22 protein-coding genes are annotated in these 24,698 nt (G+C 69.7%); 8 read left to right on the top strand and 14 right to left on the bottom strand.

Annotated elements, in window-relative coordinates; genetic code table 11:
• The 6 genes from bchI (at window position 1) to bchJ (ending at window position 6,928) form a co-directional block, all read left to right on the top strand.
• Complete coding sequence (bchI, locus tag ACQ860_RS03440; RefSeq protein WP_431302010.1) at window positions 1-1,080, top strand: magnesium chelatase ATPase subunit I; 1,080 nt, start codon at window positions 1-3, stop codon at window positions 1,078-1,080.
• Window positions 1,077-2,756: a magnesium chelatase subunit D gene (locus tag ACQ860_RS03435; RefSeq protein WP_431302009.1), complete on the top strand. Its 1,680-nt coding sequence runs from the start codon at window positions 1,077-1,079 to the stop codon at window positions 2,754-2,756. The genes bchI and ACQ860_RS03435 overlap by 4 nt, the downstream gene beginning before the upstream one ends.
• Window positions 2,753-3,649, top strand: coding sequence for an alpha/beta fold hydrolase BchO (gene bchO, locus ACQ860_RS03430; RefSeq protein WP_431302008.1), 897 nt, complete (start codon window positions 2,753-2,755; stop codon window positions 3,647-3,649). The genes ACQ860_RS03435 and bchO overlap by 4 nt, the downstream gene beginning before the upstream one ends.
• Window positions 3,646-4,674 carry a phytoene/squalene synthase family protein gene (locus ACQ860_RS03425; protein WP_431302007.1) on the top strand — a complete coding sequence of 343 codons (1,029 nt, stop codon included), beginning with the start codon at window positions 3,646-3,648 and terminating at the stop codon, window positions 4,672-4,674. The genes bchO and ACQ860_RS03425 overlap by 4 nt, the downstream gene beginning before the upstream one ends.
• A 75-nt stretch (window positions 4,675-4,749) precedes the next feature.
• Window positions 4,750-6,351 carry a magnesium-protoporphyrin IX monomethyl ester anaerobic oxidative cyclase gene (gene bchE, locus ACQ860_RS03420; RefSeq protein ID WP_431302006.1) on the top strand — a complete coding sequence of 534 codons (1,602 nt, stop codon included), beginning with the start codon at window positions 4,750-4,752 and terminating at the stop codon, window positions 6,349-6,351.
• A complete protein-coding gene (gene bchJ / locus ACQ860_RS03415) occupies window positions 6,344-6,928 on the top strand; it encodes a bacteriochlorophyll 4-vinyl reductase (protein WP_431302005.1) in 585 nt (194 codons plus the stop codon). The genes bchE and bchJ overlap by 8 nt, the downstream gene beginning before the upstream one ends.
• A 152-nt stretch (window positions 6,929-7,080) precedes the next feature.
• Here the strand turns inward: bchJ and pufC are convergent, their stop codons facing one another.
• From pufC to ACQ860_RS03360, 11 genes are all read right to left on the bottom strand, one after another.
• Complete coding sequence (gene pufC / locus ACQ860_RS03410) at window positions 7,081-8,145, bottom strand: photosynthetic reaction center cytochrome PufC (protein ID WP_431302004.1); 1,065 nt, start codon at window positions 8,143-8,145, stop codon at window positions 7,081-7,083.
• A gap of 14 nt (window positions 8,146-8,159) precedes the next feature.
• Window positions 8,160-9,116 carry a photosynthetic reaction center subunit M gene (pufM, locus tag ACQ860_RS03405; protein WP_431302003.1) on the bottom strand — a complete coding sequence of 319 codons (957 nt, stop codon included), beginning with the start codon at window positions 9,114-9,116 and terminating at the stop codon, window positions 8,160-8,162.
• An 18-nt stretch (window positions 9,117-9,134) separates the two neighbouring features.
• Entirely contained in the window at window positions 9,135-9,959 is an 825-nt protein-coding gene (gene pufL / locus ACQ860_RS03400) for a photosynthetic reaction center subunit L (RefSeq protein ID WP_431302002.1), read from the bottom strand.
• Window positions 9,960-10,180: 221 nt separating this feature from the next.
• On the bottom strand, window positions 10,181-10,360 hold the full coding sequence (gene pufA / locus ACQ860_RS03395) for a light-harvesting antenna LH1, alpha subunit (protein WP_296739960.1): 180 nt from the start codon (window positions 10,358-10,360) through the stop codon (window positions 10,181-10,183).
• A 65-nt stretch (window positions 10,361-10,425) separates the two neighbouring features.
• Window positions 10,426-10,611: a light-harvesting protein gene (locus tag ACQ860_RS03390; protein WP_213612039.1), complete on the bottom strand. Its 186-nt coding sequence runs from the start codon at window positions 10,609-10,611 to the stop codon at window positions 10,426-10,428.
• Between the two features lie 136 nt (window positions 10,612-10,747).
• Window positions 10,748-12,205, bottom strand: a complete 1,458-nt coding sequence (bchZ, locus tag ACQ860_RS03385) for a chlorophyllide a reductase subunit Z (protein ID WP_431302001.1) — start codon at window positions 12,203-12,205, stop codon at window positions 10,748-10,750.
• Between the two features lie 4 nt (window positions 12,206-12,209).
• Window positions 12,210-13,613, bottom strand: coding sequence for a chlorophyllide a reductase subunit Y (bchY, locus tag ACQ860_RS03380; RefSeq protein ID WP_431302000.1), 1,404 nt, complete (start codon window positions 13,611-13,613; stop codon window positions 12,210-12,212).
• Between the two features lie 111 nt (window positions 13,614-13,724).
• Window positions 13,725-14,678, bottom strand: a complete 954-nt coding sequence (locus ACQ860_RS03375; protein WP_431301999.1) for a chlorophyllide a reductase iron protein subunit X — start codon at window positions 14,676-14,678, stop codon at window positions 13,725-13,727.
• Window positions 14,679-14,695: 17 nt separating this feature from the next.
• On the bottom strand, window positions 14,696-15,625 hold the full coding sequence (gene bchC, locus ACQ860_RS03370; RefSeq protein WP_431301998.1) for a chlorophyll synthesis pathway protein BchC: 930 nt from the start codon (window positions 15,623-15,625) through the stop codon (window positions 14,696-14,698).
• 91 nt (window positions 15,626-15,716) lie between these two features.
• The gene (locus ACQ860_RS03365; RefSeq protein WP_431301997.1) at window positions 15,717-16,844 is read right to left on the bottom strand and encodes a methyltransferase; all 1,128 of its coding nucleotides are present in this window, start codon (window positions 16,842-16,844) and stop codon (window positions 15,717-15,719) included.
• A gap of 2 nt (window positions 16,845-16,846) precedes the next feature.
• On the bottom strand, window positions 16,847-17,713 hold the full coding sequence (locus ACQ860_RS03360) for a polyprenyl synthetase family protein (RefSeq protein ID WP_431301996.1): 867 nt from the start codon (window positions 17,711-17,713) through the stop codon (window positions 16,847-16,849).
• Between the two features lie 156 nt (window positions 17,714-17,869).
• Here ACQ860_RS03360 and ACQ860_RS03355 point away from each other — a divergent pair, with 156 nt between their 5' ends.
• Together ACQ860_RS03355 and ACQ860_RS03350 are read left to right on the top strand one after the other, a co-directional pair.
• The gene (locus tag ACQ860_RS03355) at window positions 17,870-18,820 is read left to right on the top strand and encodes a carotenoid 1,2-hydratase (RefSeq protein WP_431301995.1); all 951 of its coding nucleotides are present in this window, start codon (window positions 17,870-17,872) and stop codon (window positions 18,818-18,820) included.
• Window positions 18,821-18,849: 29 nt separating this feature from the next.
• Window positions 18,850-19,647 carry a class II aldolase/adducin family protein gene (locus ACQ860_RS03350; RefSeq protein WP_431301994.1) on the top strand — a complete coding sequence of 266 codons (798 nt, stop codon included), beginning with the start codon at window positions 18,850-18,852 and terminating at the stop codon, window positions 19,645-19,647.
• 6 nt (window positions 19,648-19,653) lie between these two features.
• Here ACQ860_RS03350 and ACQ860_RS03345 read toward each other — a convergent pair whose 3' ends face one another.
• From ACQ860_RS03345 to ACQ860_RS03335, 3 genes are read right to left on the bottom strand one after another with little or no spacing between them, the layout of a single operon-like run.
• Complete coding sequence (locus ACQ860_RS03345) at window positions 19,654-20,892, bottom strand: class I SAM-dependent methyltransferase (protein WP_431301993.1); 1,239 nt, start codon at window positions 20,890-20,892, stop codon at window positions 19,654-19,656.
• Between the two features lie 30 nt (window positions 20,893-20,922).
• Window positions 20,923-23,076: an HlyD family efflux transporter periplasmic adaptor subunit gene (locus tag ACQ860_RS03340; RefSeq protein ID WP_431301992.1), complete on the bottom strand. Its 2,154-nt coding sequence runs from the start codon at window positions 23,074-23,076 to the stop codon at window positions 20,923-20,925.
• Window positions 23,069-24,568, bottom strand: coding sequence for a TolC family protein (locus tag ACQ860_RS03335; RefSeq protein WP_431301991.1), 1,500 nt, complete (start codon window positions 24,566-24,568; stop codon window positions 23,069-23,071). Before ACQ860_RS03335 ends, ACQ860_RS03340 begins: the two co-directional genes overlap by 8 nt.
• Window positions 24,569-24,698 lie beyond the last annotated feature (130 nt).

Here is a 24,698-nt window from a genome sequence, read left to right as displayed (position 1 = left end):
ATGGACGGCTCAATCGTCGGGACGAGGCCGCGAAAGGCGAAGTCGGCCAGGACGGCGCCGCCCCAGCCCCGGCTGGTCTTTCCCTTCACGGCCATCGTCGGCCAGGAGGAGCTGCGGCTTTCGTTGAGCCTCTGCGCGGTGGACCCCAGCATTGGCGGTGTCCTGGCACTGGGCGACCGCGGCACGGGCAAGTCCACCGCGATCCGCGCGCTGGCGGCGTTGCTGCCACCCATGCGGGCTATCCAGGGCTGCGCCTATAACTGCGAGCCGGGCAAGCCGGCTCCGGGCTGCGAGGCCTGCGCCCGCCGCGCGCCCAAGGCCGTGACCGTGCCCGTGCCCGTGGTGGATCTGCCGCTCGGCGCCTCGGAGGATCGCGTGGTCGGCGCGCTCGATCTCGAAAAGGCGCTGGCCCAGGGCCAGAAGGCCTTCGAGCCGGGGCTGCTGGCCCGTGCCCATCGTGGCTTTCTCTACATTGATGAGGTGAACCTGCTGGAGGATCACCTCGTGGACCTCCTGCTCGATGTCGCCGCCTCCGGCGAGAACGTGGTGGAGCGCGACGGCCTGTCCATCCGCCACCCCGCGCGCTTCGTGCTGGTGGGCAGCGGCAACCCCGAGGAGGGCGAATTGCGGCCGCAGTTGCTGGACCGTTTCGGCCTCTCCATCGAGGTGACGACACCCGCCGACCTGCCGACGCGCATCGAGGTCATCAAGCGCCGCGACGCCTTCGAGCGCGACCCTGCCGGCTTCTGCGCGCAATGGCACCCGGAGGAGGAGGGGTTGCGCGCCCGCATCCTCGCCGCGCGGGCCTTGCTGCCGCGCGTGGTCCTGCCCGATGACGTGCTGGAGATGGCGGCGAAGCTCTGCCTCACCGCAGGCACCGACGGGCTGCGCGGCGAATTGACACTGATGCGCACCGCCCGGGCGCTCGCCGCCTTCGAGGGTGCGACGGAAGTCGGCCTCGATCATCTGCGCCGTCTGGCGCCCATGGCCCTGCGCCACCGCCTGCGCCGCAACCCGCTGGATGACGCGGTGGCCACCACCCGTGTGGCCCGCGCCGTGCAGGAAGTCTTCGGGCCGTGACCAGCCCGGCCCGGGCGCCGTCGCCGGGCGAGGATGCGGCCATGGCCGCCTGCCTGCTGGCGGTGGACCCTTTCGGCCTGGGCGGTGCGGTGCTGCGCTGCCGTCCCGGGCTTGAGCGCGATCGCTGGCTCTCCACGCTGCGCGAATTGCTGCCCGGCGACATGCCCCAGCGCCGCCTGCCGCCCGGCATCGGCGATGACGCGCTGCTGGGTGGGCTTGACCTCACCGCCACCCTGGCGCGCGGCCGGCCGGTGCAATCCGTGGGCCTCCTGGAAGCGACGCGCGCGGGCCTTCTGGTCATGCCCATGGCCGAGCGTCTCTCCCGGGCCACCGCTGCCCGGCTCACGGCGGGGCAGGAGGCGCATGGCTATGCCATGGTGGCGCTGGATGAGGGCCTGGAGGACGAGGCGCCGCCCCCCGCCCTGGCCGACCGCCTCGCCTTCCAGCCCGACCTCAGCGAGGCGCCGGCCGCGGCACCCTTCACCGGCGGGCAGGTCGCCGCCGCGCGGGAGCGCCTGGCCCGCGTGGAGAGCGATGACGCCCTGATCGAGGCCATCCTCGCCACCGCCATGGCCTGCGGCATCACCTCGCTGCGCGCGCCCGCCCTGACGCTGCGGGCCGCCCGGGCCGCCGCCGCGCTGCATGGCCGCACCGTTCCGGGCCCCGAAGATGCGCAGCTCGCCGTCCGCCTGGTGCTGGGGCCGCGCGCCGTGATGCTCCCCGCGCCCCCCGAGGAGGCGCCGCCGCCCGACCAGGCACCTGAGCCGCCGCCCGAGAGCGAGTCGAGGGCCGAGCCACGCAATTCCGACGCGATGGAGGATGTGCTCCTCGACGCGACGCACGCCGTGCTCCCGGCGCAATTGCTGGCAACCCTCGCCGCCGCCGGGCTGCGTGCCCGCACGCCCACGGCCGGCAAGCAGGGCGCCGAGCGCATCTCGCTCAAGCGCGGCCGGCCCATTGGCACCCGCCCGGGCGAGCCTCGCAACGGGGCCCGCATCGCGCTGCTGGAGACGCTGCGCGCGGCCGTCGCCTGGCAGAGACTGCGCCCGCGCGCCCCGCATGCCGCCATCGCCGTCCGGCGCGAGGATTTCCGCATCAAGCGCTTCCGCGAGCACAGCGAAAGCACGGCGATCTTCGTGGTGGATGCCTCGGGCTCGGCCGCGCTGCATCGTCTGGCCGAGGCCAAGGGCGCGGTCGAGCTGCTGCTGGCCGAATGCTATTCGCGGCGGGACCGGGTCGCCGTCATCGCCTTTCGCGGCAAGGCGGCGGAGCTGCTGTTGCCGCCGACGCAATCGCTGGTGCGTGCCAAGCGCGCGCTGGCCGGCTTGCCGGGTGGGGGGGCGAGCCCGCTCGCCTCGGGCATGGATGCGGCGCTGGCGCTGGCCCGCCTGGAACGCCGCGCAGGCCGCACGCCGCTGATCGTGGTCCTCACCGATGGACGCGCCAATATGGCGCGCGATGGCCGCACCGGCCGCCCGGTGGCGGAGGAGGATGCACTGGCCGTCGCCAGGCTGCTCCGCGCCGAGGCGCACAGCATCCTGGTGGTGGATACGGCACCGCGGCCTCAGCCATTCTCTGCCACGCTGGCCACGGCCTGCGGCGGGCGCTGCCTGCCTCTGCCGCAGGCGGGCGCCCAGGCGCTGGCCGGCGCCGTGCGGGTCGGACTGGCAGCATGAGTCTGGCGCTCACCCTCTCACCTGAGGCAGCGAGCCCAGATCTGCGGGAGGATTGGCCGCACCGCGCCGCCAGCCGCTTCCAGCATGCGGGCGGGCTTCGCTGGCATGTGCAGGTGATGGGCCCAGGGGAGGGCAACTCGCCTGTCGCGCTGCTGCTGCATGGCACCGGCGCCTCCACCCATTCCTGGCGCGGGCTGATGCCCCTGCTGGCGCGCCGGTACACGGTGATCGCGCCCGACCTTCCGGGCCAGGGCTTCACGGGCGAGGCGCCGGCCGATGCGCTCTCCATGGAGGGCATGGCGCGGGCCCTCGGCGCGCTGTTGCAGACGATGCAGGCCGAGCCTCGTCTTGTCATCGGCCACTCCGCGGGGGCGGCCATCGGCGCGCGCATGTGCCTGGACGGGCTGGTGGCGCCCGAGCTTCTGGTCTCGATCAACGGCGCGCTTCTGCCGCTGGGCGGCTGGGCAGGGCAGGTCTTCTCGCCCCTCGCGCGGCTCATGGTGCGGCTGCCCGGTATGCCGCGCCTCTTCGCCTGGCGCGCGGCGGATCCCGTGGTGGTGCGCCGGCTGCTGGATGCCACCGGCTCGAAGCTGGATGAGGAAGGGATCGAGTTCTATGCGCGCCTCTTCCGCCGGCCGGAGCATGTGGCCGGCACGCTCGGCATGATGGCCGCCTGGGATCTGCACGCGCTGCGGCGCGACCTGCCGAATCTGAAGACGCCGCTGCTCCTGGTGATCGGCCAGCAGGACCAGACGATCCGGCCGAGCGAGGCGCGGCGCCTCATGCGTATCCTGCCCCAGGCGCGCATCCATGCGCTGCCCGGTCTTGGTCATCTCGCCCATGAAGAGGCGCCCGAAAGCGTCCTGCACGCCATCCTGGAGGATCACCCATGAGCGACACGTTCCAACAGGACCTTGCCGCCTGTCGTGAGTTGCTGCGCGTGGGCTCCAAGAGCTTCCACGCGGCCTCGCTGCTGCTGCCGCGCCGCGTGCGGGACCCCGCGACGGCGCTCTACGCCTTCTGTCGCCTGGGCGATGACGCGGTGGATGACGCGGCCGACCCGGCCGAGGGCCTCGCCATCATGCGCGCGCGCTTGGACGCCGCCTATCGCGGCGCGCCACAGGACCATCCGGCCGACCGCGCCTTCGCCCATGTGGTCGAGGCGCACGAGATGCCGCGCGAATTGCCCGAGGCGCTGCTGGACGGCTTCGCCTGGGACGCGGCCGGCCGCCGCTATGAGACGCTGGATGACGTGCACGCCTATGCCGCGCGCGTGGCCGGCACGGTGGGTGCGATGATGACGCTGCTGATGGGCGTGCGGCGCCACGCGGCGCTTGCGCGCGCGACGGATCTCGGCACCGCCATGCAGCTCACCAACATCGCGCGCGATGTGGGCGAAGATGCGCGCAACGGCCGTCTCTATCTGCCGCGCCAATGGCTGCGCGAGGCCGATGTGGACCCCGACGCCTTCCTCGCGAACCCCGTGTTCTCCGCCGGCGTGGCCAGCGTCACCGCGAGGCTCCTGGCGGAGGCGGCGCGGCTGTACACGCGCGCCGAAGCGGGGATCGCCATGCTGCCGCGCGATTGCCGTCCGGCGATCCGTGCCGCGCACCGCATCTATGCCGAGATCGGCGCCGAGGTGGTGCGGGCTGGGCATGACAGCGTCTCGCGCCGCGCCGTCGTCTCCTCGCGCCGCAAGATGGCGCTGCTCGCCCGCTCCTGGCTGCCGGCCATGCCGCGCCGCGCGGTGGCGCCCGAGCCGCCGCTCGAAGCCAACGCGTATCTGGTGCAGGCGGTTCCAGCCGAGGAACTCGCCATCGCGGAGCAGAGCCTCGGCGAGCGCATCGGCTGGGCGATCGAGCTTTTCGCGCAGCTCGAGGAGCGGCAAAAAATCGCGCAGCGCACGGCGCAACCCTGACCGTTTTGCGCCACATCAAGGAGCGCTGACGCGGCCGCACCTAGGCTTTCCGATGGAAGCCACGAAAGGTGCAGCATGCGGATCGTCCTCGTTCATCCGAACTACCATTCGGGCGGAGCGGAAATCGCCGGCAACTGGCCGCCGGCCTGGGTTGCGTACCTCGCCGGCTACCTGAAGGCGGGCGGCTACACCGACATCACCTTCATCGACGCGATGACGAACAACCTGACGGATGATCAGGTGCGCGACATGCTGGCGGAGGCGCAGCCCGATGTGATCGGCGCGACCGCCATCACGCCCGCGATCTACAAGGCGGAAGAGCTGCTCAAGATCGCGAAGGAAGTCTGCCCCGATGCCGTCACGGTGCTGGGCGGCATCCACGGCACTTTCATGTACCAGCAGGTGCTGGCCGAGGCCCCCTGGATCGACGCCATCGTGCGCGGCGAGGGCGAGCAGGTCTTTCTCGATCTCGTGAGCTGCGTGGATCGCGGCAACTGGATGGAGGGGCGGCACCAGGTGAAGGGCCTCGCCTTCCTCGTTGGCCAGCAGGTGAAAGCCACGCCGGCGGCACCCACCATCAAGGACCTGGACCGCATCCAGCCCGATTGGGGTGTGCTGGAATGGAGCAAGTACATCTACATTCCGAAAGGGCGGCGCGTCGCGATCCCGAACCTGGCGCGCGGCTGCCCCTTCACCTGCTCCTTCTGCAGCCAGTGGAAGTTCTGGCGCGACTACCGCGTGCGCGACCCCAGGAAGGTGGTGGACGAGATCGAGACGCTGGTGCGTGAGCATGATGTGGGCTTCTTCATCCTCGCCGATGAGGAGCCCACCATCCACCGCAAGAAGTTCATCCAGTTCTGCGAGCTGATGATCGAGCGCAACCTGCCGGTGGAATGGGGCATCAATACCCGCGTCACCGACATCCTGCGCGACGAGGAGCTGCTGCCGATGTATCGCAAGGCGGGCCTCGTCCATGTCTCGCTCGGCACCGAGGCGGCGGCGCAGCTGAAGCTCGACCGCTTCAACAAGGAGACGACGGTCGCGCAGAACAAGAAGGCGATCGACCTGCTGCGCAAGAACGGCATCGTCTCCGAGGCGCAGTTCATCGTGGGGCTTGAGAACGAGACGGTCGAGACGCTGGAGGAGACCTACCAGATGGCGCGGGACTGGAATCCCGACATGGCGAACTGGGCCATGTACACGCCCTGGCCCTTCAGCGACCTGTTCCGCGAGCTGGGCGACAAGGTCGAGGTCTTCGACTTCGACAAGTACAATTTCGTCACACCCATCATGAAGCCGGACGCGATGGATCGCGCCACGCTGCTCGACCGCGTGATGCACAATTACCGCCGCTTCTACATGAACAAGGCGTTCTTCCAGTATCCCTGGACGCGCGATAAGCGCCGGCGGAGCTACCTGCTTGGCTGCCTCAAGGCCTTCCTCAAATCGGGCTTCCAGCGGACCTTCTACGACCTCGGCAAGGTCGGCTACTGGGGCCCGCAATCGAAGAAGAAGGTGGACTTCCACTTCGACAACACACGCAAGCTCGATGCCGAGGCGCGCGACTGGAAGAACGCGCCGCCGCGCAAGCGTGAGGTGGTGAAGGCCTGCGGCGGCGGCGACCAGCAGATGACCGAGGCCGAAATGGAGGCGGTCAAGCCGGCGCCGCGTGTCTGAAGCGCGCATCGGCCCCAATGCCATCATCCGGGTGGCGGAGGCGCTGACGCAGATGCGGGGCAGGGCGGTCGCGGCGGATGTCTTCGCCGCGGCCGGTCTTTCGGATGCGCTGCGTGAGCCGCCGCAGGGCATGGTGCCCGAGGTGCAGGTGGTGCGACTGCACGCCGCGTTGCGCGGCCTGCTTGGCGTGCCCACCGCACGTGCCATTGGTGCCGAGGCCGGGCGGAGGACCGCGCATTACCTGCTGGGCCATCGCGTGCCGCGGCCGCTCGTGCTGCTTCTGCCGCGCCTTCCAGCCTGGCTCTCAGCGCGCGTGCTGCTCAGCGCCATCTCGAGGCATTCCTGGACCTTCGCGGGAAGTGCCGCCTTCTCGGCCCGCGTCGCGCGGCCGGTGGAGGTGGGGCTCGCGGGGTGCGCGATCTGCCGGGGCGCGCATGAGCCGGGTCCGCTTTGCGACTATTACGGCGAGACACTGGCGGGGCTGTTCAGGGCGCTGGTTTCCCGCGATTGCCAGGCCGCGCAGGTCAGCTGCGCCGCTGCGGGCGCATCCGCCTGCCGCTTCGAGCTGGCCTGGTAGAGCGCGGGATCCTCCCGGAAATCATGAGGGTCAGGGGCGCAGCTCCTGGCCTTTTCTGTGGTCGCGGGCCGTATCACCGTCCTGCTGCCGGACATGAAAAAGCGCGGGAAGCTCTCGCCGCCCGCGCCGATGAGTGAGGAAGTAGGCCCGCGCTAGTTGCGCGCGGGCTGCTCGAGGCCGGCCCGCCGCGGCGGCGGGTTCAGCTCAGGGTAGTCCTGCAGCATCCGCGCACCGCGCAGGGGCTCATTCACGCCCTGGTGGCAGGTGGTGCAGTTCACCTTCAGCGTGTCGCCCAGCGGGCCCAGGCGGTGCGGCGGGAACTCCGGCCGCAGCGGCTCGATGTAGTCATTGTTGATGGCCCGCACCATGCGGATGCCGTGCCAGGCCGTCACGCGTTGCGGCGTGCTGTCCTGCCAGCCGGAGAAGTTGCGGCTGTTGTGGCAGAAGGTGCAGTTCACGCCGAGCGAGGACGACATGTGCATCATCAGCGAGTAGGTCCACTCGGTGCCGAGGATGCTCGAGTTGTTGTCCGCCTGGCGCGAGGTGGAGGACTGCACGCCGATCGGGTTGTCACGCAGGAGATAGGGCGTGAAGGGATCGGTGGGCAGGCTGCTGAGCGCATTGGCCGCGACGGGGCGGTTCTGCTCCGGCGCCGTCGAGAGCAGGCGGTGCAGGCGCGCATTCGGGGGCGAAGTGGCCCAGACGGCGGCCGGCACGGCCTGGCCACGGTGGCAGGTGTAGCACGTGACACCGACCTGCTGGACGTGGCTGTTGTAGGTGGTGTTGATGGTCTGCACCATCTGCAGCATGCGCCGCGCCACCGTCTTCTGGTACTTGCCCTCGGCCGCGAAGTTCCCTTCCACGTGACAGCCGTTGCAGCCCTGGTTTTCGCCCTCGCCGGGATACACCCATTCGGTCATCGCCTGCATGATGCGGCCGAACTGCTCGACGCTCAGATGGCCGAGCACGCGGACGTTCTCGTAGATCTCCGAGGCGCGCGGGCTGGTCGGGTCATCCTCCGCCGGCTCGAGAGCCGGCGGCGCGACATTGCGGGCGTTCACCACCGCCACGGTGCGGGGGTTTTCCACCCGCCCCATGGAGGTGCCGCGGAAGCCACCCTGCTCGGTCGCGACGGGCGGCCGCTCGAAGGTGACGACGAAGAAGGCCAGGCCCGCCACCGCCGCGACCAATCCGCCAAAGATGAGATTGAACTTCATGTCTCGCTCTCCTCTCAGCGGCCGGGCACGGGGATGACACCCCACACCGCGGGATAGGCGGGCGCGAAGCGCTTCTCGACCGCCCACAGGTACCAGTTGTCCACCACGGTGCCCGTCAGCAGGATGCCGATGCCGCCGGTGATGGGCGTCAGGATGGCGAACCACCAGGCCCAGCGGTGGATGCTCTCGTAGGTGGCGTTGAAGCCCATGGTCCAGCGCCAGAAGATGCCGGCGCGCTCGGCCGCGGTGCCACGGTCCACGGTCTGCTCGACCTCACGCTCGCCGCCGAAGCGGCCCACGGCCAGGATCGTGGCGCCATGCATCGCGAAGAGCAGCGTGGAGCCATAGAGGAAGACGATCGAGAGGGCGTGGAACGGGTTGTAGAAGAGGTTCCCGTAGCGGATCGAGAAGGCGGCCGTCCAATCCAGGTGCGGGAAGATGCCGAACGGCACCGCCTCGCTCCAGGAGCCCATGAGGATGGGGCGGATGAAGCCCAGCACCAGGTAGAGCCAGATGGCGGCCATGAAGGCCCAGAAGGTGTGCTGCCCGAGGCCGAGAGCGGCAGCCCGCCGCCAGATCCGCGCCGCCCAGAGGAACATGGAGGCGGTGAGGAAGAAGCCGGCGGCCAGCCACCAGCCGCCCTCGGCGAGCGGCGGGATCCGCAGCCCGTGCTTGGGCAGCGGCGCCTCGAGGGCCAGCCAGGGCAGCAGCTTGATGAACTGGACGACGTTCCAGTTCACCGAGGCCAGCATGTTGAGCCCGATGATCTCGAAGGCGATGAAGCCGCAGAGGATCGAGAGCACGCCCAGGTTGCCCAGGTAGAAGGGCCCGATCTGCGCATCGGCGAAGTAGCCGAGCAGTCGGCTGCTGGTCGGGTGTCCGATCCGGGCGTCATTGCCCGGAGGGAGCTTCACGCCGGGGTAGTGCGGCCCGGATGGCTGCAGCCGCGTGAAGAGGTATTGGTATTCCATGTGCGGAGTCCCTTCCTCTCAGTTCCAGATCGGCAGCTGAAGCCACCAGTTCCACCATTCCGGCCAGCCGCGGGTCCAGAACGGACCGCTGATGACGATGCACACCGCGCTCCAGAAGCCGGCCGACAGAGCGACGAACAGGCCGAGCCGATGGATGCCCAGCGTGCCGATCGAGTAGCCGATGAAGTCGCGGTAGAAGGTGTTCTCATGCTCCGGCGTCTTCACCGGTTCACCCTTGGCGGGGTTGATCGCGGCCAGTACCAGCGCGGCATGGAGCGAGAGCGCCAGCGTCGTGGTGAAGAAGAAGCTCACCGCGATCATGTGCGCCGGATTGTAGTGGAAATGCAGGTACTGGTATCCGACATTCGACACCCAATCGAGGTGGCTGAAGATGCCGTAGGGGAAGCCGTGCCCCCAGGCGCCCATCAGCACGGGGCGGATCACGACGAGCGTGAAGTAGGCGAAGACGGCCATGCCATAGGCCCAGGGGATGTGCATCCCCATGCCAAGCTTGCGGGCGATTTCGGCCTGGCGGAACGCCCAGGAGACGAAGGCGCCGAGCGCGCAGATGGTGATGGCCTGCCACAGCCCGCCCTCGTACATCGGCGCGAGGCCGAGGCCGTATTTCAGGTCGGGCGGGGCGATGTTGATCAGCCAGGGATTCCAGGTGCCGCCATGCGCGGCGCCCACCAGAATCAGGCCGACACCGACCAGGGTGAAAAAGATCGTCGTGACGCCGAAGAAGCCGACATAGAAGGGCCCGACCCAGAAGTCGAAGAGGTCCCCTCCCACCAGCGTACCGCCGCGGACGCGATATTTTTGTTCGAAACTCAGCATCGCCATGGATTGATGCTCCTGTCAGGGCAGCGCCGAAGCCCACCCGGGTGTGTCGTCATCCTCGGCAGCGGGCGACGCCCGCTGCGCATGCCTCGCCCACTGCCGTGGAGCGACACTCTTCGCCCGGGCTGGGAGGGATCGGATCACGCCCCGAAGGACGTGATCCGCATGCCCTCGTCAGTTCGAGCTGCGAAACCCGCGCGCGCTTCTGGAGAAGCGCCCGTGGATCAGCGGCCGACCGGCTGCCCGGGGGTGAAGGTCGGCGTGGTCGCGCACCAGCCCAGGTGGTCGCAGTAACGCGGCGAGCTGAGCACGGCGAAGTGAATCACCGCGGCGATGCCGACGACACCCAGGGTGCCGAGGACGCCGACGCGGAGGGGATTCACCACCATCCAGATCTTGTGCATTGAATACTCTCCTCTCGATTGAGAATGCCGGGCTGCCGATCAGGACCGGAAAGCCCGGCGGCTGATCACAGGAACATCCGCCAATCGGGCGGAACCACCTGGGTCCCGTAGACGAGCGGACGCCAGAGCCAGACGAGGATGTGCGCGCCCATCGAGGCGAACACGGAGAAGATCCAGCCTTGCATCACCAGGCGGTGAATTTCACGCGCCTCGGCTTCCGTCACACCGGACCTCGTAGTCACATCGGCCATGAATTTGACCTCCAACCGGCCTTGCGGCCATTACCGTGCAAGTCCCGCGCGGCAAGGATGTACGTGGCGAAAACGCCACGCACGGCTGACGGCCCGGTGTTGCCAGGCAGACAGAGGGTGAGGGGGAGAGGCGCGCTCATGCGGGCACCGTCTCCACCGATCTTGTTTCGGGAACGCGCAGCCTCTGAGCGACGCGCGCGCGCGTAATCTTCGCTTCGCCGGCGTCACGCGCCGCCTGCTCCACTTCCTCGCGCATGCGCTTGGCGGCCGAGATGCGGATCAGGAAGGGCTCGCGCTCGACCAGCGCATCCAGCAGCGCCTGCGCATCCTCCTCCCAGACATCCGAGGGACGCGCCGGCGTGGCCGGGATCTTGTCCATCTCGGTGCCGAGCGGGAGGATATGGAAGAGCGCGTCGAACAGCGCGTTGCAGTATTCCTGGATGATGTAGGTCGCACCCGCGTAGCCCATGTAGGGCGTGCCGGTGGCGCGGCGGATGATCGCACCCGGGAAGCTCGCCGGGATATAGGCCGCGCGCGTCCCGGCTTCCGCCATGTACATGCGCTCGTTGAAGCTGCCGAAGACGACGAGACCGGGCTTCTTCATCGCCTCGCGCGTCGCGGCATTGTCGGGCTTCTGGCCGGCGCGGCGTTCAGCCGCATAGGCGCAGGGGATGCCCATCTCCTCCGTCAGGAACTGCTGCAGGCCATGCGTGTAGGTGTGCGTGGCGACGACCGAGTAGGGGGCGGAGGCGAAGAAATCCTGCGTCACCGAACGCCAGAGATCCCACATGGGCTTCAGCGTCGTGTGCTTTTCGCGCTCGATGAAGGGCTCGGGGTCGAGGCCCGTCAGCTCACCCAGCTTCCGGAGGAAGTTGGTGGTGGCGAACATGCCGATCGGCGCCTGGAGATAGGGGCGCTCCAGCTCCTCGCAGAGCTTGCGCCCGAATTCGCGGTACATGCAGATGTTCACATCCGCGTTCGGCAGCTTCGCGATGTCCTCGACATGGCTGCCCAGCGGGAAGACCAGGTTGATCTCGCAGCCGATGCCCTCGACCAGGCGGCGGATCTCCGCGAGATCGGACGGCATGTTGAAGGTGCCATAGATGGGGCCGATGATGTTGACGCGCGGCGCCTCGCCATCCTTGCGGACGCGCGGCTTCATCTTCCGCCCCTTGGCGCCGAATTCGGTCCAGAGCCAGTTGATGGCGCGGTCCGCCGCCTGCCACTGGTCCTCATCAATCGTGCGGCAGATGAAGCGCTGCAGGTTGGAACCCTGCGGCGTGACACCGCCGCCGATCATCTCGGCGATGGAGCCGGTGACGACCACGGCCGGCAAGTCCGGATCCTGCGTCGCGGCGGCGCGGCGCATGTTGGGCTCGGTGCCGTTCTGGCTGAGGCTTTCCTCATCGAGGCCGGTGACCACGATGGGCAGCTCATGCGGCGGCAGGCCGTCCGTGTAGTGCAGCACGGCGGTGACGGGCAGGTTCTCGCAGCCTACCGGGCCGTCAATGACGACGCGCATGCCGCGCACCGCCGAGAAGGCATAGATGGCACCCCAGTAGCCGCCGGCACGATCATGATCGAGGACGAGCATGGCGTTACGTCCCCACCGCTTCTTCGGCCTTGGCCTTCGCCGCGCGCAGCTTGCGCTGCCGCTCGCGGAAGCCCGGCGGGTCCACCGGCCTCTCGCGGAAGCCGTAGCCCGCGCCATCGGGCGTGCCGACGCCTTCGAAGAAGCTGACCATGCGGCTGAAGCGCTCGCGGCCCTTGGTCTGCGCCGCGACGATCCCGGCCATGGAGCCCGCACCCGCGATGGAAAACAGCGGCCGGGCGCTCACCATGTTGGTGAAGTAGAGGGCTGGGATGCCCATCTCCTTTGCCTTCTGGACGAGCGGCGTGGTGCCCAACGCGAGGTCCGGCTGGACCTCCTTCATCGCGGCCATGTCCTGCTCGAGCGAGGCGCGATACTGCACATGGCAGCCCTGGGCCTTCAGCCACTCCGCGTCGGCCGCGCTCCATTCAGTGCGCGGGGCGGCGGTGCCGACATAGGGCACCTCGGCGCCGGCTTCGATCAGCAGGCGCGCCACCAGCAGCTCCGAACCCTCATAGCCGGAGACGGTGATGCGGGCCGCGATCGGGTTGGCGGCGAGGACGCCGCGGATCGCGGGCAGCACGGCCTGGCGGGCGGCCTCGCGCTGGCTTTCGGGCACACCGGCGGCGCGGCCGATGGTCTCGATCCAGGCGGCGGTGCCCTCGACGCCCACGGGGCCGGAGCCGACGACGTTGCGGCCGGCGGCGCGGAACTCGCGCACGCTCGCCGTGTAGAAGGGATGGAGCGCCGCGACGGCGACGGAGTCCAGCGCGGAGTAGAGATCACGCCACTCGCGGCAGGGCGCCTGCGCGCCGGCGGCGAGGCCCATCGGCGCCAGGATCTGGCCGATGCCGACGGGGTCGGCCGGGAAGAGCTCGCCGACCAGGCAGACGTTGCGCACGTCGTCGTTGTGGTTGCGCGGGCGCGCCACCGGGCCTTGCTCGGCCTCGTTGCGCGCATAGCGCAACATGGCGCCCGTCAGCACGTCCTTGGCTTCCGCATGCGTCGGCACGCCGAAGCCCGGCACGTCGATGCCGATGATGCGCACGCCGTTGATCTCCTTGGGCAGGAGCTCAAGCGGCACGCCGGAAGCCGTGGGCACACAGAGATTGGTGACGACGACGGCGTCGTAATCCTCGGGCTTCGCCGTCTCGTTCACCGCGTCGCGGATATCCTCGAAGAGCTTGCCGGTGACGAGCGTCTCGGAGTTGAACGGCACATAGCCCACGGTCCGCTTCGCGCCGTAGAAATGCGAGGTGAAGGTCAGGCCATAGACGCAGCAGGCGCTGCCCGAGAGGATGGTCGCCACGCGCCGCATGCGCAGGCCCACGCGGAGGCTGCCGAAGGCCGGGCACATGCTCTGCGGCTGGTCATGCGGACCGCGCGGGTAGTCCTTCATCAGCTGGTCCATGACCTCCGTCTTGCCCGCGGCGCGCGCCGCGGCGTCGAAGGTCTCGCGGCCCGCATGACAGGGCTGGCCGCTGGGATCCGGAGGGCTGGCTGGGGGGAGGGCGTCCATGCCTCAGGCGCCCTCGTAGACCACTTCGAGGGAGGGCTTGTTCAGCACATCGGTGCCGCACATGTCCTCCATCGTCGCCGGCTGCAGCGTGACGCCACGGCCCACCGCATCGCCCTTGAAGAGGTTCAGCAGGTTCTCGTGGCTCAGCGGCGTGGGACGCAGCGGCGGGGCCTCCGCCACCTGGATGCCCAGCGCCTCAAAGAGCGGGGCCCATTGGCCGCCCGGCATGCCCACGATCTCGTAATTCGCGCTCTTGCGGCGGATATCCTCATCGGCCGGGATCGCGGCCAGCACAGGGATGCCGACCGCGGCGGCGAAGGCCTGCGCCTCGCCCGTGCCGTCATCCTTGTTGATGACCAGGCCGGCCACGCCGACATTGCCGCCGAGCTTGCGGAAATAATCCACCGCCGAGCAGACATTGTTCGCCACATAAAGCGACTGCAGGTCATTGCTGCCGACGACGATGACCTTCTGGCACATGTCGCGCGCGATCGGCAGGCCGAAGCCGCCGCAGACCACGTCGCCCAGGAAGTCGAGCAGCACGTAGTCGAAATCCCATTCGTGGAAGCCCAGCTTCTCCAGCAGCTCGAAGCCGTGGATGATGCCACGCCCGCCGCAACCGCGGCCGACTTCGGGTCCGCCCAGTTCCATGGCGAAGACACCATCGCGCTTGAAGCAGACATCGCCGATCGTGACCTGCTCGCCGGCCGCCTTCTTGCGGGACGAGGTCTCGATGATGGTGGGGCAGGAACGGCCGCCGAAGAGGAGGGAGGTGGTGTCGCTCTTCGGGTCGCAGCCGATGAGCAGGACGCGCTTGCCCTGCGCCGCCATCATGTAGCTGAGATTGGCCAGTGTGAAGGACTTCCCGATGCCGCCCTTCCCGTAGATGGCGATGATCTGCGTTTCCTTCTTCGCCGGGATCACCTCCATGGAGGCGTCGGCGTCGGAAGGCTGCATGTTCCCGGGGACAGCATTCATGCTTTTGTTCTCCAATCGAGGACCATCTTGAGACAGCGCGCATCGCCGAAGGCGGTGCGGTAGGCGTCAGGCGCGTCGCCGGCGTGCTGGCGATGCGTGATCAGGTTGTCGAGGGAGAGCTTGCCCTCGGTGATGAGCCGGTTCAGCGCCGCCATGTCCTGCGCCTGCCACTCGGCGGCGATGCGCAGCCGCATCTCCCGCATGAAGGCGGGGGCGAAGGCGAAGGAGAGGCGCTCATAGAAACCGGCCAGCGTGATCTCGCCGCCGGGTGCCAAGCGCGCCACGAGCTGGTCGAGGATGTTCTGGTCGCCGCTCGCATCGCAGATGCGGCGGTAGTCGCGGCGCGCATCCGTCTCGGGCGAGAGCACGGTGTACCCCTCCGCACCCTCAGCGCGTTCGGGGCTGAGTTCCCAGACGGTGGGCGCCGGATGGCCCATGGCCAGCGTGATGCGCGCGAGCAGTCGGCCCAGCACGCCATGGCCGATGATCAACTCCGGCGGATGGTCCACGATCGCGTGATAGGCTGTGGCGGCCAGCGCCAGCAGGATCGCGGTATCGCCCAGCGACTCGTCCACCGGGATGACGCGCGCGCCCGGAGTCACCAATCGACCGGCGGCGCCGCCGAAAAGGCCTCGCACGTCACGGAAGCCGCGCGAGCCGGGGATGAAGACGCGCCGGCCCACGGCCTGGCCTGAGGCCGGGCCGGCCTGGACGATGCGGCCGACGCTCTCATAGCCAGGGACGAGCGGGTAACCCATGCCCGGGAAATTCGGCATGCGGCCCAGCCAGAGGAGCTTTTCCGTGCCCGTGCTGATGCCGGACCACTCGACATGGATCACCACATCTTCCTCGCCGGGTGGCAGGAGGTCGACGCGCTGGAGCATCAGCTGCTCCGGCTGGGTCATCAGGACCGCGATGGTGTCCACGGGTGGTTGGCTCCCTTTCAGGGACGGTATGTCAATCTAGGACTACGGTAAGAAGTGTCAAGCAAAATGGACAATCGATCTCGGCAACATGTCACGCGGACGCAACAAGCACGCGCGTCAGAAGCGGTGTCGCGGTCGGCAGCAGCCGCGGCTGCCGGAAGCCCGCGGCCTCCAGCAATTGGCAGAGCTTGGCGGGCGTGCGCGGCCGGCCGGTGCCCATGGCGCGCAGGTAGAAGCCGAAATAGGCGGCTCCCATGGCCTCGGCGCCGCGAGTCTCGGCCATGGGCTCGGCCACCAGCAGGGTGCCGCCGGGGGGCAGGGCGGCATGGGCCGCGCGCAGCATCCGGGCCACATCCGCCTCGTCATGATCGTGCAGGACCCGGACGAAGCTGATGATGTCGGCACCCTGCGGCAGGCTTCCCGCGTGGAAATCGCCGCCCATGGCGCGGGCGCGATCGGCCATGCCGGCCGCGGCGAATCGCGCTTCGGCGCGGGCGGCGACGGCCGGGAGGTCGAAGAGGATGACGCTCAGCGCCGGGTGCGCCGAGGCCACCGCGCGCAGGAAGGAGCCATCGCCCCCGCCCACGTCCAGCAGGCAGCGATGCTTCGAAAAATCATAGGCATCAAGCACTTCGCCCGAAATCATCGGCTGCGAGGCCGCCATCAGCGCCGTGTAGGGCGCGACCTCGGCATCGCCCAGCGCTTCGGGGCGCTCCACGCCCGCATAGGGCCAGTAGGCCGCGAGCTTGCCGCCGCCGCGCTCGCCGCGCAGCAGGGCCACGGGGTCGGTCAAGTCGGCGTAGAGCATCGCATGGTGGGTCACCATCGATTCGATGGCGGCATTGCCGACCATCACCGCACCCAACTGCCCCAGCGCCCAGCGGCCATTGCGGCGCTTGGTGAGGCCAAGCGACTCGGCCGCCTCCAGCAGCTGCGCGGCCGCATCGGCGGGCAGGCCCAGCCGGTGGGCGAGGGTACGCTCCTCCTGCGGGCCCTCGGAGAGGATGGTGAAGAGATCCAGCCGCACGCAGGCGTAGAGCACCTGCGAATAGACGAAGCCCGCCGCGAGGTCGAAGAGGGAGCGCGCCCTCCGCCTGGCCATGCCGCGCGTGAGCGGGAAGCGGCCGGCCCAGCGGCGGAAATCGGCGCTCGCGACCAGCCGGTCATGCCAGGCGGCCAGGCGGTCCCGCCAGTTCAGGGGGGAGGTCAGGGCCACCATGCTCAGAGCGCGTGGGCGGGGAGGGTCTTGGGCACCAGGCGCCGCGCCTCGTGCCGCATCAGGGCGCCCAGCTCGGCGCGGCCGGGGCAGGGGGGAATCGCTTCCACCGCCAGATCCGCGAGTTCCTCCAACCGCTTGACGGCGCCCTTCAGGCCGAGTTCGCGCACCGCGCTCGGCCGGTCATGCGCCGCGTCCTGGCCAACCGGCTTGCCCAGCTGCTCGGCATCCGAGATCGCATCGCCGATGTCATCGGCCACCTGATAGGCCTCACCCAGGCGCATGCCGACATGGCTCCAGGCTTCGACAGGCCCGCCGGCGGCGGCGGCCCCCGCCATGGTGGCGCCGGCGAAGAGGGCGGCCGTCTTGGCGCGGTGATAGGCGGCCACATCCACGCGGGTCTCGCATTCCCAGGCCTGGCCGGCGACGATGCCGAGCGGCGTGCCGACGGAATCGCCCACGATCCGCATGACCGCGCCCAGTCGTTCCGGATGGGCACACTGGGCGGCCGCCCGCGCGATGGTCTGGAAGGCGAGGACGATCAGCGCATCGCCCGCCAGCAGGGCGAGCGGCTCGCTGAAGGCACGATGGACGGTGAGCCGCCCGCGCCGCGTCGCCGCGTCGTCGAAGCAGGGCATGTCATCATGCACGAGGGAGGCGCAGTGGAGCATCTCGATGGCGGCGGCCGTCGCGTCCACCAGCACCGGGTCATCCATGCCGCAGGCGGCGGCGGCGGCCATGCAGAGGCGCGGGCGCACGCGCGCGCCGCCGGGGAAGACGGCGTGATGCATGGCGAGCGAGAGCAGGGGCGGCGTGGCCCCGGGCGCCAGGGCCTCGGTCAATTGCCGTTCGATGCGACGGTTCGCGTCCATGGAAGTGCTCCCTTCGGAAGGGCGAAGATGGCACTCTCCTCATTGACTGTCACGTTCAATTGACAGCAATCTCGCGTCAGTACGAAAAAACTGTCAACCGATCCTGACCGTCACGGTCGGGCAACGAGCGACCCGCAGGGTCCAGGAGATCCGCCCTTGCCCTTGGACGATCCCTCGAACGGCCTCGGCCCCGGCTTCCACCACACGCCCCCGAAGGACGGCTACGCCTGGTGGTATCTGGACGCGCTGAGCGAGGATCATCGCCACGGGCTGACCATCATCGTCTTCCTGGGCTCGGTCTTCTCGCCCTACTACGCCATCGCCCGCCGCCAGGGCCCGGCGGACCCCATGAACCATTGCTGCATCAACGTGGCGCTCTATGGCAGCCCCGCGCGCTTCGCGATGACCGACCGGCCCGCCCGTGCGCTGAAGCGCGACGATGTCAGTATCACCATCGGCCCCTCCGCCATGCGCTGGGACGGCCAGGTGCTGACGCTGGATCTCGACGAGGTTGCGGTCCCCCTGCCGCGCCGCATCCGCGGCAAGGTGCGCCTTACGCCCGGCCCGATGAACCGCCGCGTCTTCACCTTGGATGCGGCCGGCCATCATCATTGGCGGCCGATGAGCGCCGCCGCCAAGGTCGAGGTGGAGCTGGAGCATCCAGGCCTCTCCTGGAAGGGCCATGGCTATTTCGACAGCAACTGGGGCTCGGCGCCGCTGGAGCGCGACTTTCGCGAGTGGGACTGGTGCCGCGTGCCGCTGAAGGAGGGGGCCGCCATCCTCTATGACGCGCGCCGCCGCGACGGTACGCGCCAGCAACTGGCCCTGCGCTTCCACGCGGATGGCCGCATCGAGGAGATGCCGGTGCCGCCCGACGTCACCATGCGCCGCTCCATGTGGGGCATCCGCCGCGCCACCCAGAGCGAGAAGGGGGCGCGCATCGTGAAGACGCTGCTCGACACGCCCTTCTATGCGCGCTCCGTGCTGGAGACGACGCTCTGCGGCGAGACCGCCATGGGGGTGCATGAAAGCCTGGATTGCGATCGCTTCGCGGCTCTGCCCATCCAGCTCATCCTGCCATTTCGGGTTCCGCGGCGCTGGGTCTAGACTGCGGCCAACGCCCCGGAGGAATGACAATGCTCGAACAATCCCCCATGCCCGTCCTGGACATCCCCTCGCTGCGCGACAAGGTCTCGCCCGCCGAGTGGCAGGCCCGCGTGAACCTCGCCGCCTGCTACCGCCTGATCGCGCTCTACGGCATGAGCGACATGATCGCGAACCACATCTCCTGCCGCGTGCCGGGCGAGGACGGTGCCTTCCTCATCAACGCCTATGGCCTGCTCTATGAGGAGATCACCGCCTCCTCCCTCATCAAGATCGACGTGAAGGGCAATATCCTGCTCAAGCCCGATTTCGGCGAGCTGAACTACGGCGTGAACCGAGCGGGCTTCGTCATCCATGGCGCGATCCATGAGGCGAGCCACGAGATCGATTGCGTGATCCACACGCACACCTGGCCGGGCATGGCCGTCTCCTCGCTGGAATGCGGCCTCCTGCCGATGAACCAGACGGCGATGCGCTTCCTCAAGATCGGCTATCACGATTATGCGGGCGTCGTGCTCGACACCGCGATGCAGGCGAAGCTCGTCGAGGATCTCGGCACCAACAATGCGCTCATCCTGCGCAACCATGGCCTGCTGACGGTGGGCAAGACCATCGCCGAGGCCTTCAACGCGATGCACCGCCTGGAACTCTCCTGCCGGGCGCAACTCGCCGCACTCGCCTGCAACGCGAAGATCATCCAGGTGCCGCAGCATGTGCTGGACGAGACCTACATGAACTACCAGCCGCAGACGCGCCGCCCCTATGGCGTGATGGAATGGCCCGCGCTGCTGCGCCGTCTCGACCGGTTGGACCCTTCCTTCCGGAACTGAGGGAGGTCAGGGAAAGGGCAGGCGGACCCGCTCGCGGAACCAGAAGGCGCCTTCCGCCACCAGGCTCGCGTGATAGGGCGGCTGCCGGTCGCCCAGCGGGAATTCCCCGGTGATGACCACGCTCTCGCCCGGCGCCACGTCGCGCTCCAGCGCGCCGCGCGCCATCAGCTCCATCTCGCCCGCGCCGGAGGCGAGGCTGCCGGTGGCACCCATCGTGACCAAGCCCTCCTCGCGTTCGGCCCTGGCGCGCCAGGTGGTCTGGCCGGTGTTCTCGGCGCGCAGCACCACGCGCAGCGTGCCGGGGCGGGGCTCGCGCGCCTCGACCACGGCGAAGCGCGCCGAGGTCAGCTCCGGATCAAGCCCACCGGGCCGCAGCGCGGGCGGGCGCCGCGCCACGCAGGTGTTCCAGCCGCGCTCATGCCCGTCGCCCGCCGCCTCCGCAATGGTGCGCTGTCCCTGGCCGGCCGGGAAGAAGCCGTTGACGCTGTGCAGGAACTCGATTTCGGTGAAGCCCGTCTCGCGCAGCAGATGCGTCAGGTAGTCGCGCGCGAAGGGGCTCTCCAGCGTGCCGTAGCGTTCCATCTCGGCGTCCAGCTCTGCCTCCAGCGCGCGGTCGCCGGGGTTCCAGCGGCTCTCACCCAGCACCGCCATCCGCCCGCCTGGCGCCAGCAGGCCGAAGACGTTGCGCGCGGCCTTCGCCTCGTCGATCACGTGATGCCAGGCCTCGTAGAACACCACGGCATCCGCGCGGCCTGAGCCTTCGAGCTCCGGCGGCAGGCTCTCCATCGTGCCGCGCAGGAATTCCGCGCGCGCCAGCATGTCGATGTCCCATTTGGCCGAGGCGCGCTCGATCCGCTGGCGCGCGATGTCGAGCATGTCCTGGCTCGGCTCCAGCAGGATGACGCGGTAGCCGATCATCAGGAACTGCTCGGCCAGCCAGCCGGGGCCGGCACCCGCATCCACGATGGTGCCGCCCGGCAGGTCGAGCTTCTGGATGATGTTCAGCGCGTTGTAGATGGCGCGGAAATAGTGGGCATGCCCGCGCGTTGCGTCGAGCGGCTTCAGCAGCAGACCGGTGCGATGCTCGGGCGGGATCTTCCAGGTATAGGCCTCGGCGGCCGCCACCAGCGCCTCGTAGCGATCCTGCGCGGCGGTGACGTAGCGGCGCGGGCCGGTAAAGCCGGGTGCCGGCTCGGGGCTGCGCCGCAGCACGCGCCGCAGCCAGCCCGGCGGCTCACCGGCCATGGGCGGGCGAGGGGATGTTCGTGGCCATGGCTACTCCCGTAGCACGATCACATCCCCGGGCGAGAGGCCCTCGCGGATCTCCACGCCCTCGGGCGTGCTGATGCCGAGCGTCACCGGCCGCGAGACGACGCGCCCGCCCTCGCGCACGCGCACCACACGGCTCCCGCCTTCGTCGCGGATCGCGTTGGGCGGCAGCACAACTGCATCCTCCCGCTCATGCGTGATGATGGAGAGGCTGGCCGACATGCCGACGGCCAGCCGCGCGCGCTGCTCGGGCGTCAGGTCGGTGATGGCGATGCTGACGGCGAAATTCGGCATGCCGCGGCCCATGCCGCCCTGGTCGGCGCTGGCCTGGGCCGCGACGGAGGCGACGCGGCCCGACAGCACCTCGCCCGCGAAGGCATCGCCGGTGACGGTCACGCTCTGGCCCGGCCGCACCTGGTTCACGTCGATCTCGTCCACCTGGCCGCGCACCAGGAAGCCCGCGAGGTCGCCAATGCCGAACATGGTCTGTCCGCGCGAGACGCGGGAGCCGACTTCGATGGTCTCCGCACGGCCCTGGCCGCCCTGGCGCTCGGGCGGCATGAGCACGACGCCGGAGACGGGGGCGCGCACCTCCGCATTGCCGAGGTCGGTCTCCAGTTCCCGCACGCGGGTCTCGGCATTGGCCAGTTCGAGCTCGGCGGTGCGCAGGTGCAGTTCGCTGCCGCGCTCCATCGTGGCGGCCAGATCCTGCTGCGCGGCTTGCAGCTGGAGTTCCTGGTTGCGCTGCTGCTGGATGAGGTTGCGGTGCTCCTCGGCCGGGATGATGCCGCGGCTCAGCAGCATCTGGCTCTGCTGGACGCGCGCGCGCAAGTTCGTCGTCTCCAGCTCGGCCGCCGCCAATTGCCGCCGCGCGCGCGCCACCTCGAAGCCATTGGCCCAGCCGCGCAGTTCTTCCACGCGCTGCCGGGCGCGGATCTCGGCCGCGCGCGCTTCGCGCAGGCGGGTCTCCACATCGCCGCGATCCATCCGCAGCAGCACCTCGCCCTGCCTGACGGCGCCGCCATAGCGGAACAGGCGCTCGCGCACCGTGCCATCATAGGGGGCGACGACGCTGACATTGGCGCCGGGCTCCAGCACGCCGACGACGGCGATGCGCGCGCTGACGGGCTGGGCCGTGGCCGTCATGGTGATCGCGCCGCCCGCGCCGCCGGCCGCGGATTCCTCGGGGCCGCTGGGCGAGAACCAGGTCCAGGCGGCGACGCCGAAGACGCCGAGGAAGGCGGCGGCCACGGCCGCGATCCGCAGCGCCGCGATTCGCCGTGCGATGCGGGCCGAGCGCGCGGCCGAATCCTCGAGCTTGAGGAAGGCATCCTGCAGTTGCGTGAATTGCGAGGCGAGCTCGGCCTGCAGGCGCTCGGTCTCGGTCACGTCGGTGAAGACGGCGGTGATGGCCGGGCGCCCGGCATGCGGCCCGGTCTGCACGCGCCAGCTCGTGGCTTCGACCGAGAGGCGGCGCTCGCCCGGGAAGTCCAGCACGCGGCGGCCCTGCGGCGCCTCATCCTCCTGCAGGGGGGCGAGCACGGCATCGATGAAGTCGTCCGTGCCGTCACGCTCGCTCAGCAGGAGCGCGAGGCTCTGGCCGATCGCCGCCTCGGCATCAATGCCCAGCATGCGGGCGGCGGCGGGGTTCACCGTCATCACCCGCGCATCGGGGCCGATGGCCAGCACGCCATCCGTCATCACGTCCAGCGCGCGGCGATAATCGAGGGCGAGGCTCTCGTCGCGCCCGCGGCGTGCCGCGTCTCGCTCGGCGGTCTCCAGCTCGGCGGCGGCGCGGCTGGCCAGGCGCCCCAGGCCCTCGCGCTCGGCCTCGGTCAGCCGGCGCGGCGCGCGGTCCAGCACCAGCACGGCGCCGCGGCCGAGCGGCAGGGGCGCGATGGCGGCGAAGCGCAGCGCCTGCTCGCCGGTGACGAGGGCATGCCCCGCGAAGCGCGGATCGGCGGCGAGATCGGCGATCTCGGCCAGCGCCTCGCCGAGCGCGGCGCTGAAGGGCTCGTCGGCCAGCGCGGCGCCGGTCACGGCGGCGATGCCCTGGTCGCGCAGGACGACGGCCGCGATGGGCACGCGGCAGAGCAGGGCGGCGAGCCGCGCGATGTCCTCGAAACCGGGCCCGGCGGGGCCCGCAGCCGCATCAGTCATTCAGGGAGATCCGCCATGTGTCGAGCGTGGTGCCCAGCACCTGGTCGAGCTGCGTGAGCGCATTGGCATAGGCGATCACGGCCGAAAGCTCCGCGCTCTCGGCCGATTGGAGCGAGCCCTGGAAGGAGACGACCTGGAAGTTGGAGGAGCGGCCCGCCTGGAGCTTCACCAGTTCCGCCTCCAGCTGCTGCCCGGCCAGTTCGCGGGCGCGGCGCGCCAGCTCGGCCTGGCGGCGCAGCGTGTCGATGTTTCGGACGATGTCCTCCACCGCCTGGCGCAGCCGGTCGCGCGCCTGCTCGATGGCGAGCTCGGACTGGCGGAGCGCGATGGTGGCGTTCACCTCCGGCTGCTCGCGCGCGATCTGGCCGATCGGGATATTGACCTGCAGGCCCACATTGAAGTCGTTGCGGACCTCGGCCAGCGCGCCCAGCGTGCGGGCCAGCTCCGCCCGCTGCGCCGCCCAGCCCGTGCCGGCGACCAGCGAGACATCCCACAGGCGCTGGTTGCGCGCGACATCGAGGTTGATGCGGTTGATCTCCACCGCCAGCAGCGTGCGGAGATAATCGGGCTGGTTGGCGGCGGCGACATCGAGCGCGCGCTGCGGATTCACGCGCGCGGATTCGGCGGCCGGCCGCTCCACTGCCCAGATCTTCTGGTTCTGGTTCACGGCGAGCAGCGTGAGCAGCGCGAGGCGCGCCGCCTCATGCTGGTTGCGCGCGCCGACGAGCTGGAGCTCCTGCTGCGCGATGCTGGTCTCGGCCTGGATGAGCTCCACCTGCGCGAGGCGGCCCGCGGTGAAGAGCGCCTGGTTCACGCTGGCGAGTTCCCGCGCGCGCCGAAGGGCTTCGGTCGCGATGCGCAGCTGCTCCTGCGCCTGCAGCAGCGTCCGGTAGCTCGTGATGGTCTGGGTGATCTGGTCCGAGACCAGCGCCTTGAGCTGGAGCTTGCTGTTCTCCTCCTGGATGCGCGCGATGCGCACCGGGGCCATGGCGAAATCCACGCCGCCACCGGCGAGCAGGGGCTGGATCACCTGGAAGGTGGCGCGCCCCTGGCCGCTCGGGCTCTGGCCGCGCGTGTTGCTCTGCACGCCGAGCCAGCCGAACTGGAACTGCGCGCCCGTGGGGGCCGCGATGTTCACGACGGGGCCCAGCGTCGCCTGGGTCAGGTTCACGCCATTGCTGCGCGAGCGGGTGACGCCGCCGGTGACGCCGAAGCGCGGATCGAAGGTCGCCTCCGCCACGCGCAGCGAGAAGCGGTCGGCCACGCGCTGCAGATATTGGCTGCGGATGGCTCGGTTGCTGCGCAGCGCCAGGAAGACGGCCTCGGGCAGGGTCAGCGGGATGCTGCCCTCGGGCATGTTGGCCGTGGGCATGGTGGTGTTGGCACGCGCCGGCGGCCGTTCGCGCGCCTGCTGCGCCCCGGCGGGCGAGATGGCGAGTGGGATGGCGCACAGGACCAGCGCCGCACCGAGGATCGCCCTGCCTCCCTGCATCGCGCCTCCCTGCATCGCAACGTCTCCTTTTTGCGCTCTGGTATAAACTATTCCACTCTCGGGGCGTCCGCCGCAAGCCACCCGGCCATGGGTCTTGCCGATCGGCGGGATCGTCCCCCTCGACCGCGGG

The organism is Sediminicoccus sp. BL-A-41-H5 (assembly GCF_050632405.1).
In the GTDB taxonomy this organism is placed as follows: Bacteria; Pseudomonadota; Alphaproteobacteria; order Acetobacterales; family Acetobacteraceae; genus Roseococcus.
The sequence above is the reverse complement of the archived record's forward strand: the minus strand, read 5'-3'. Positions and strand labels throughout refer to the sequence as shown.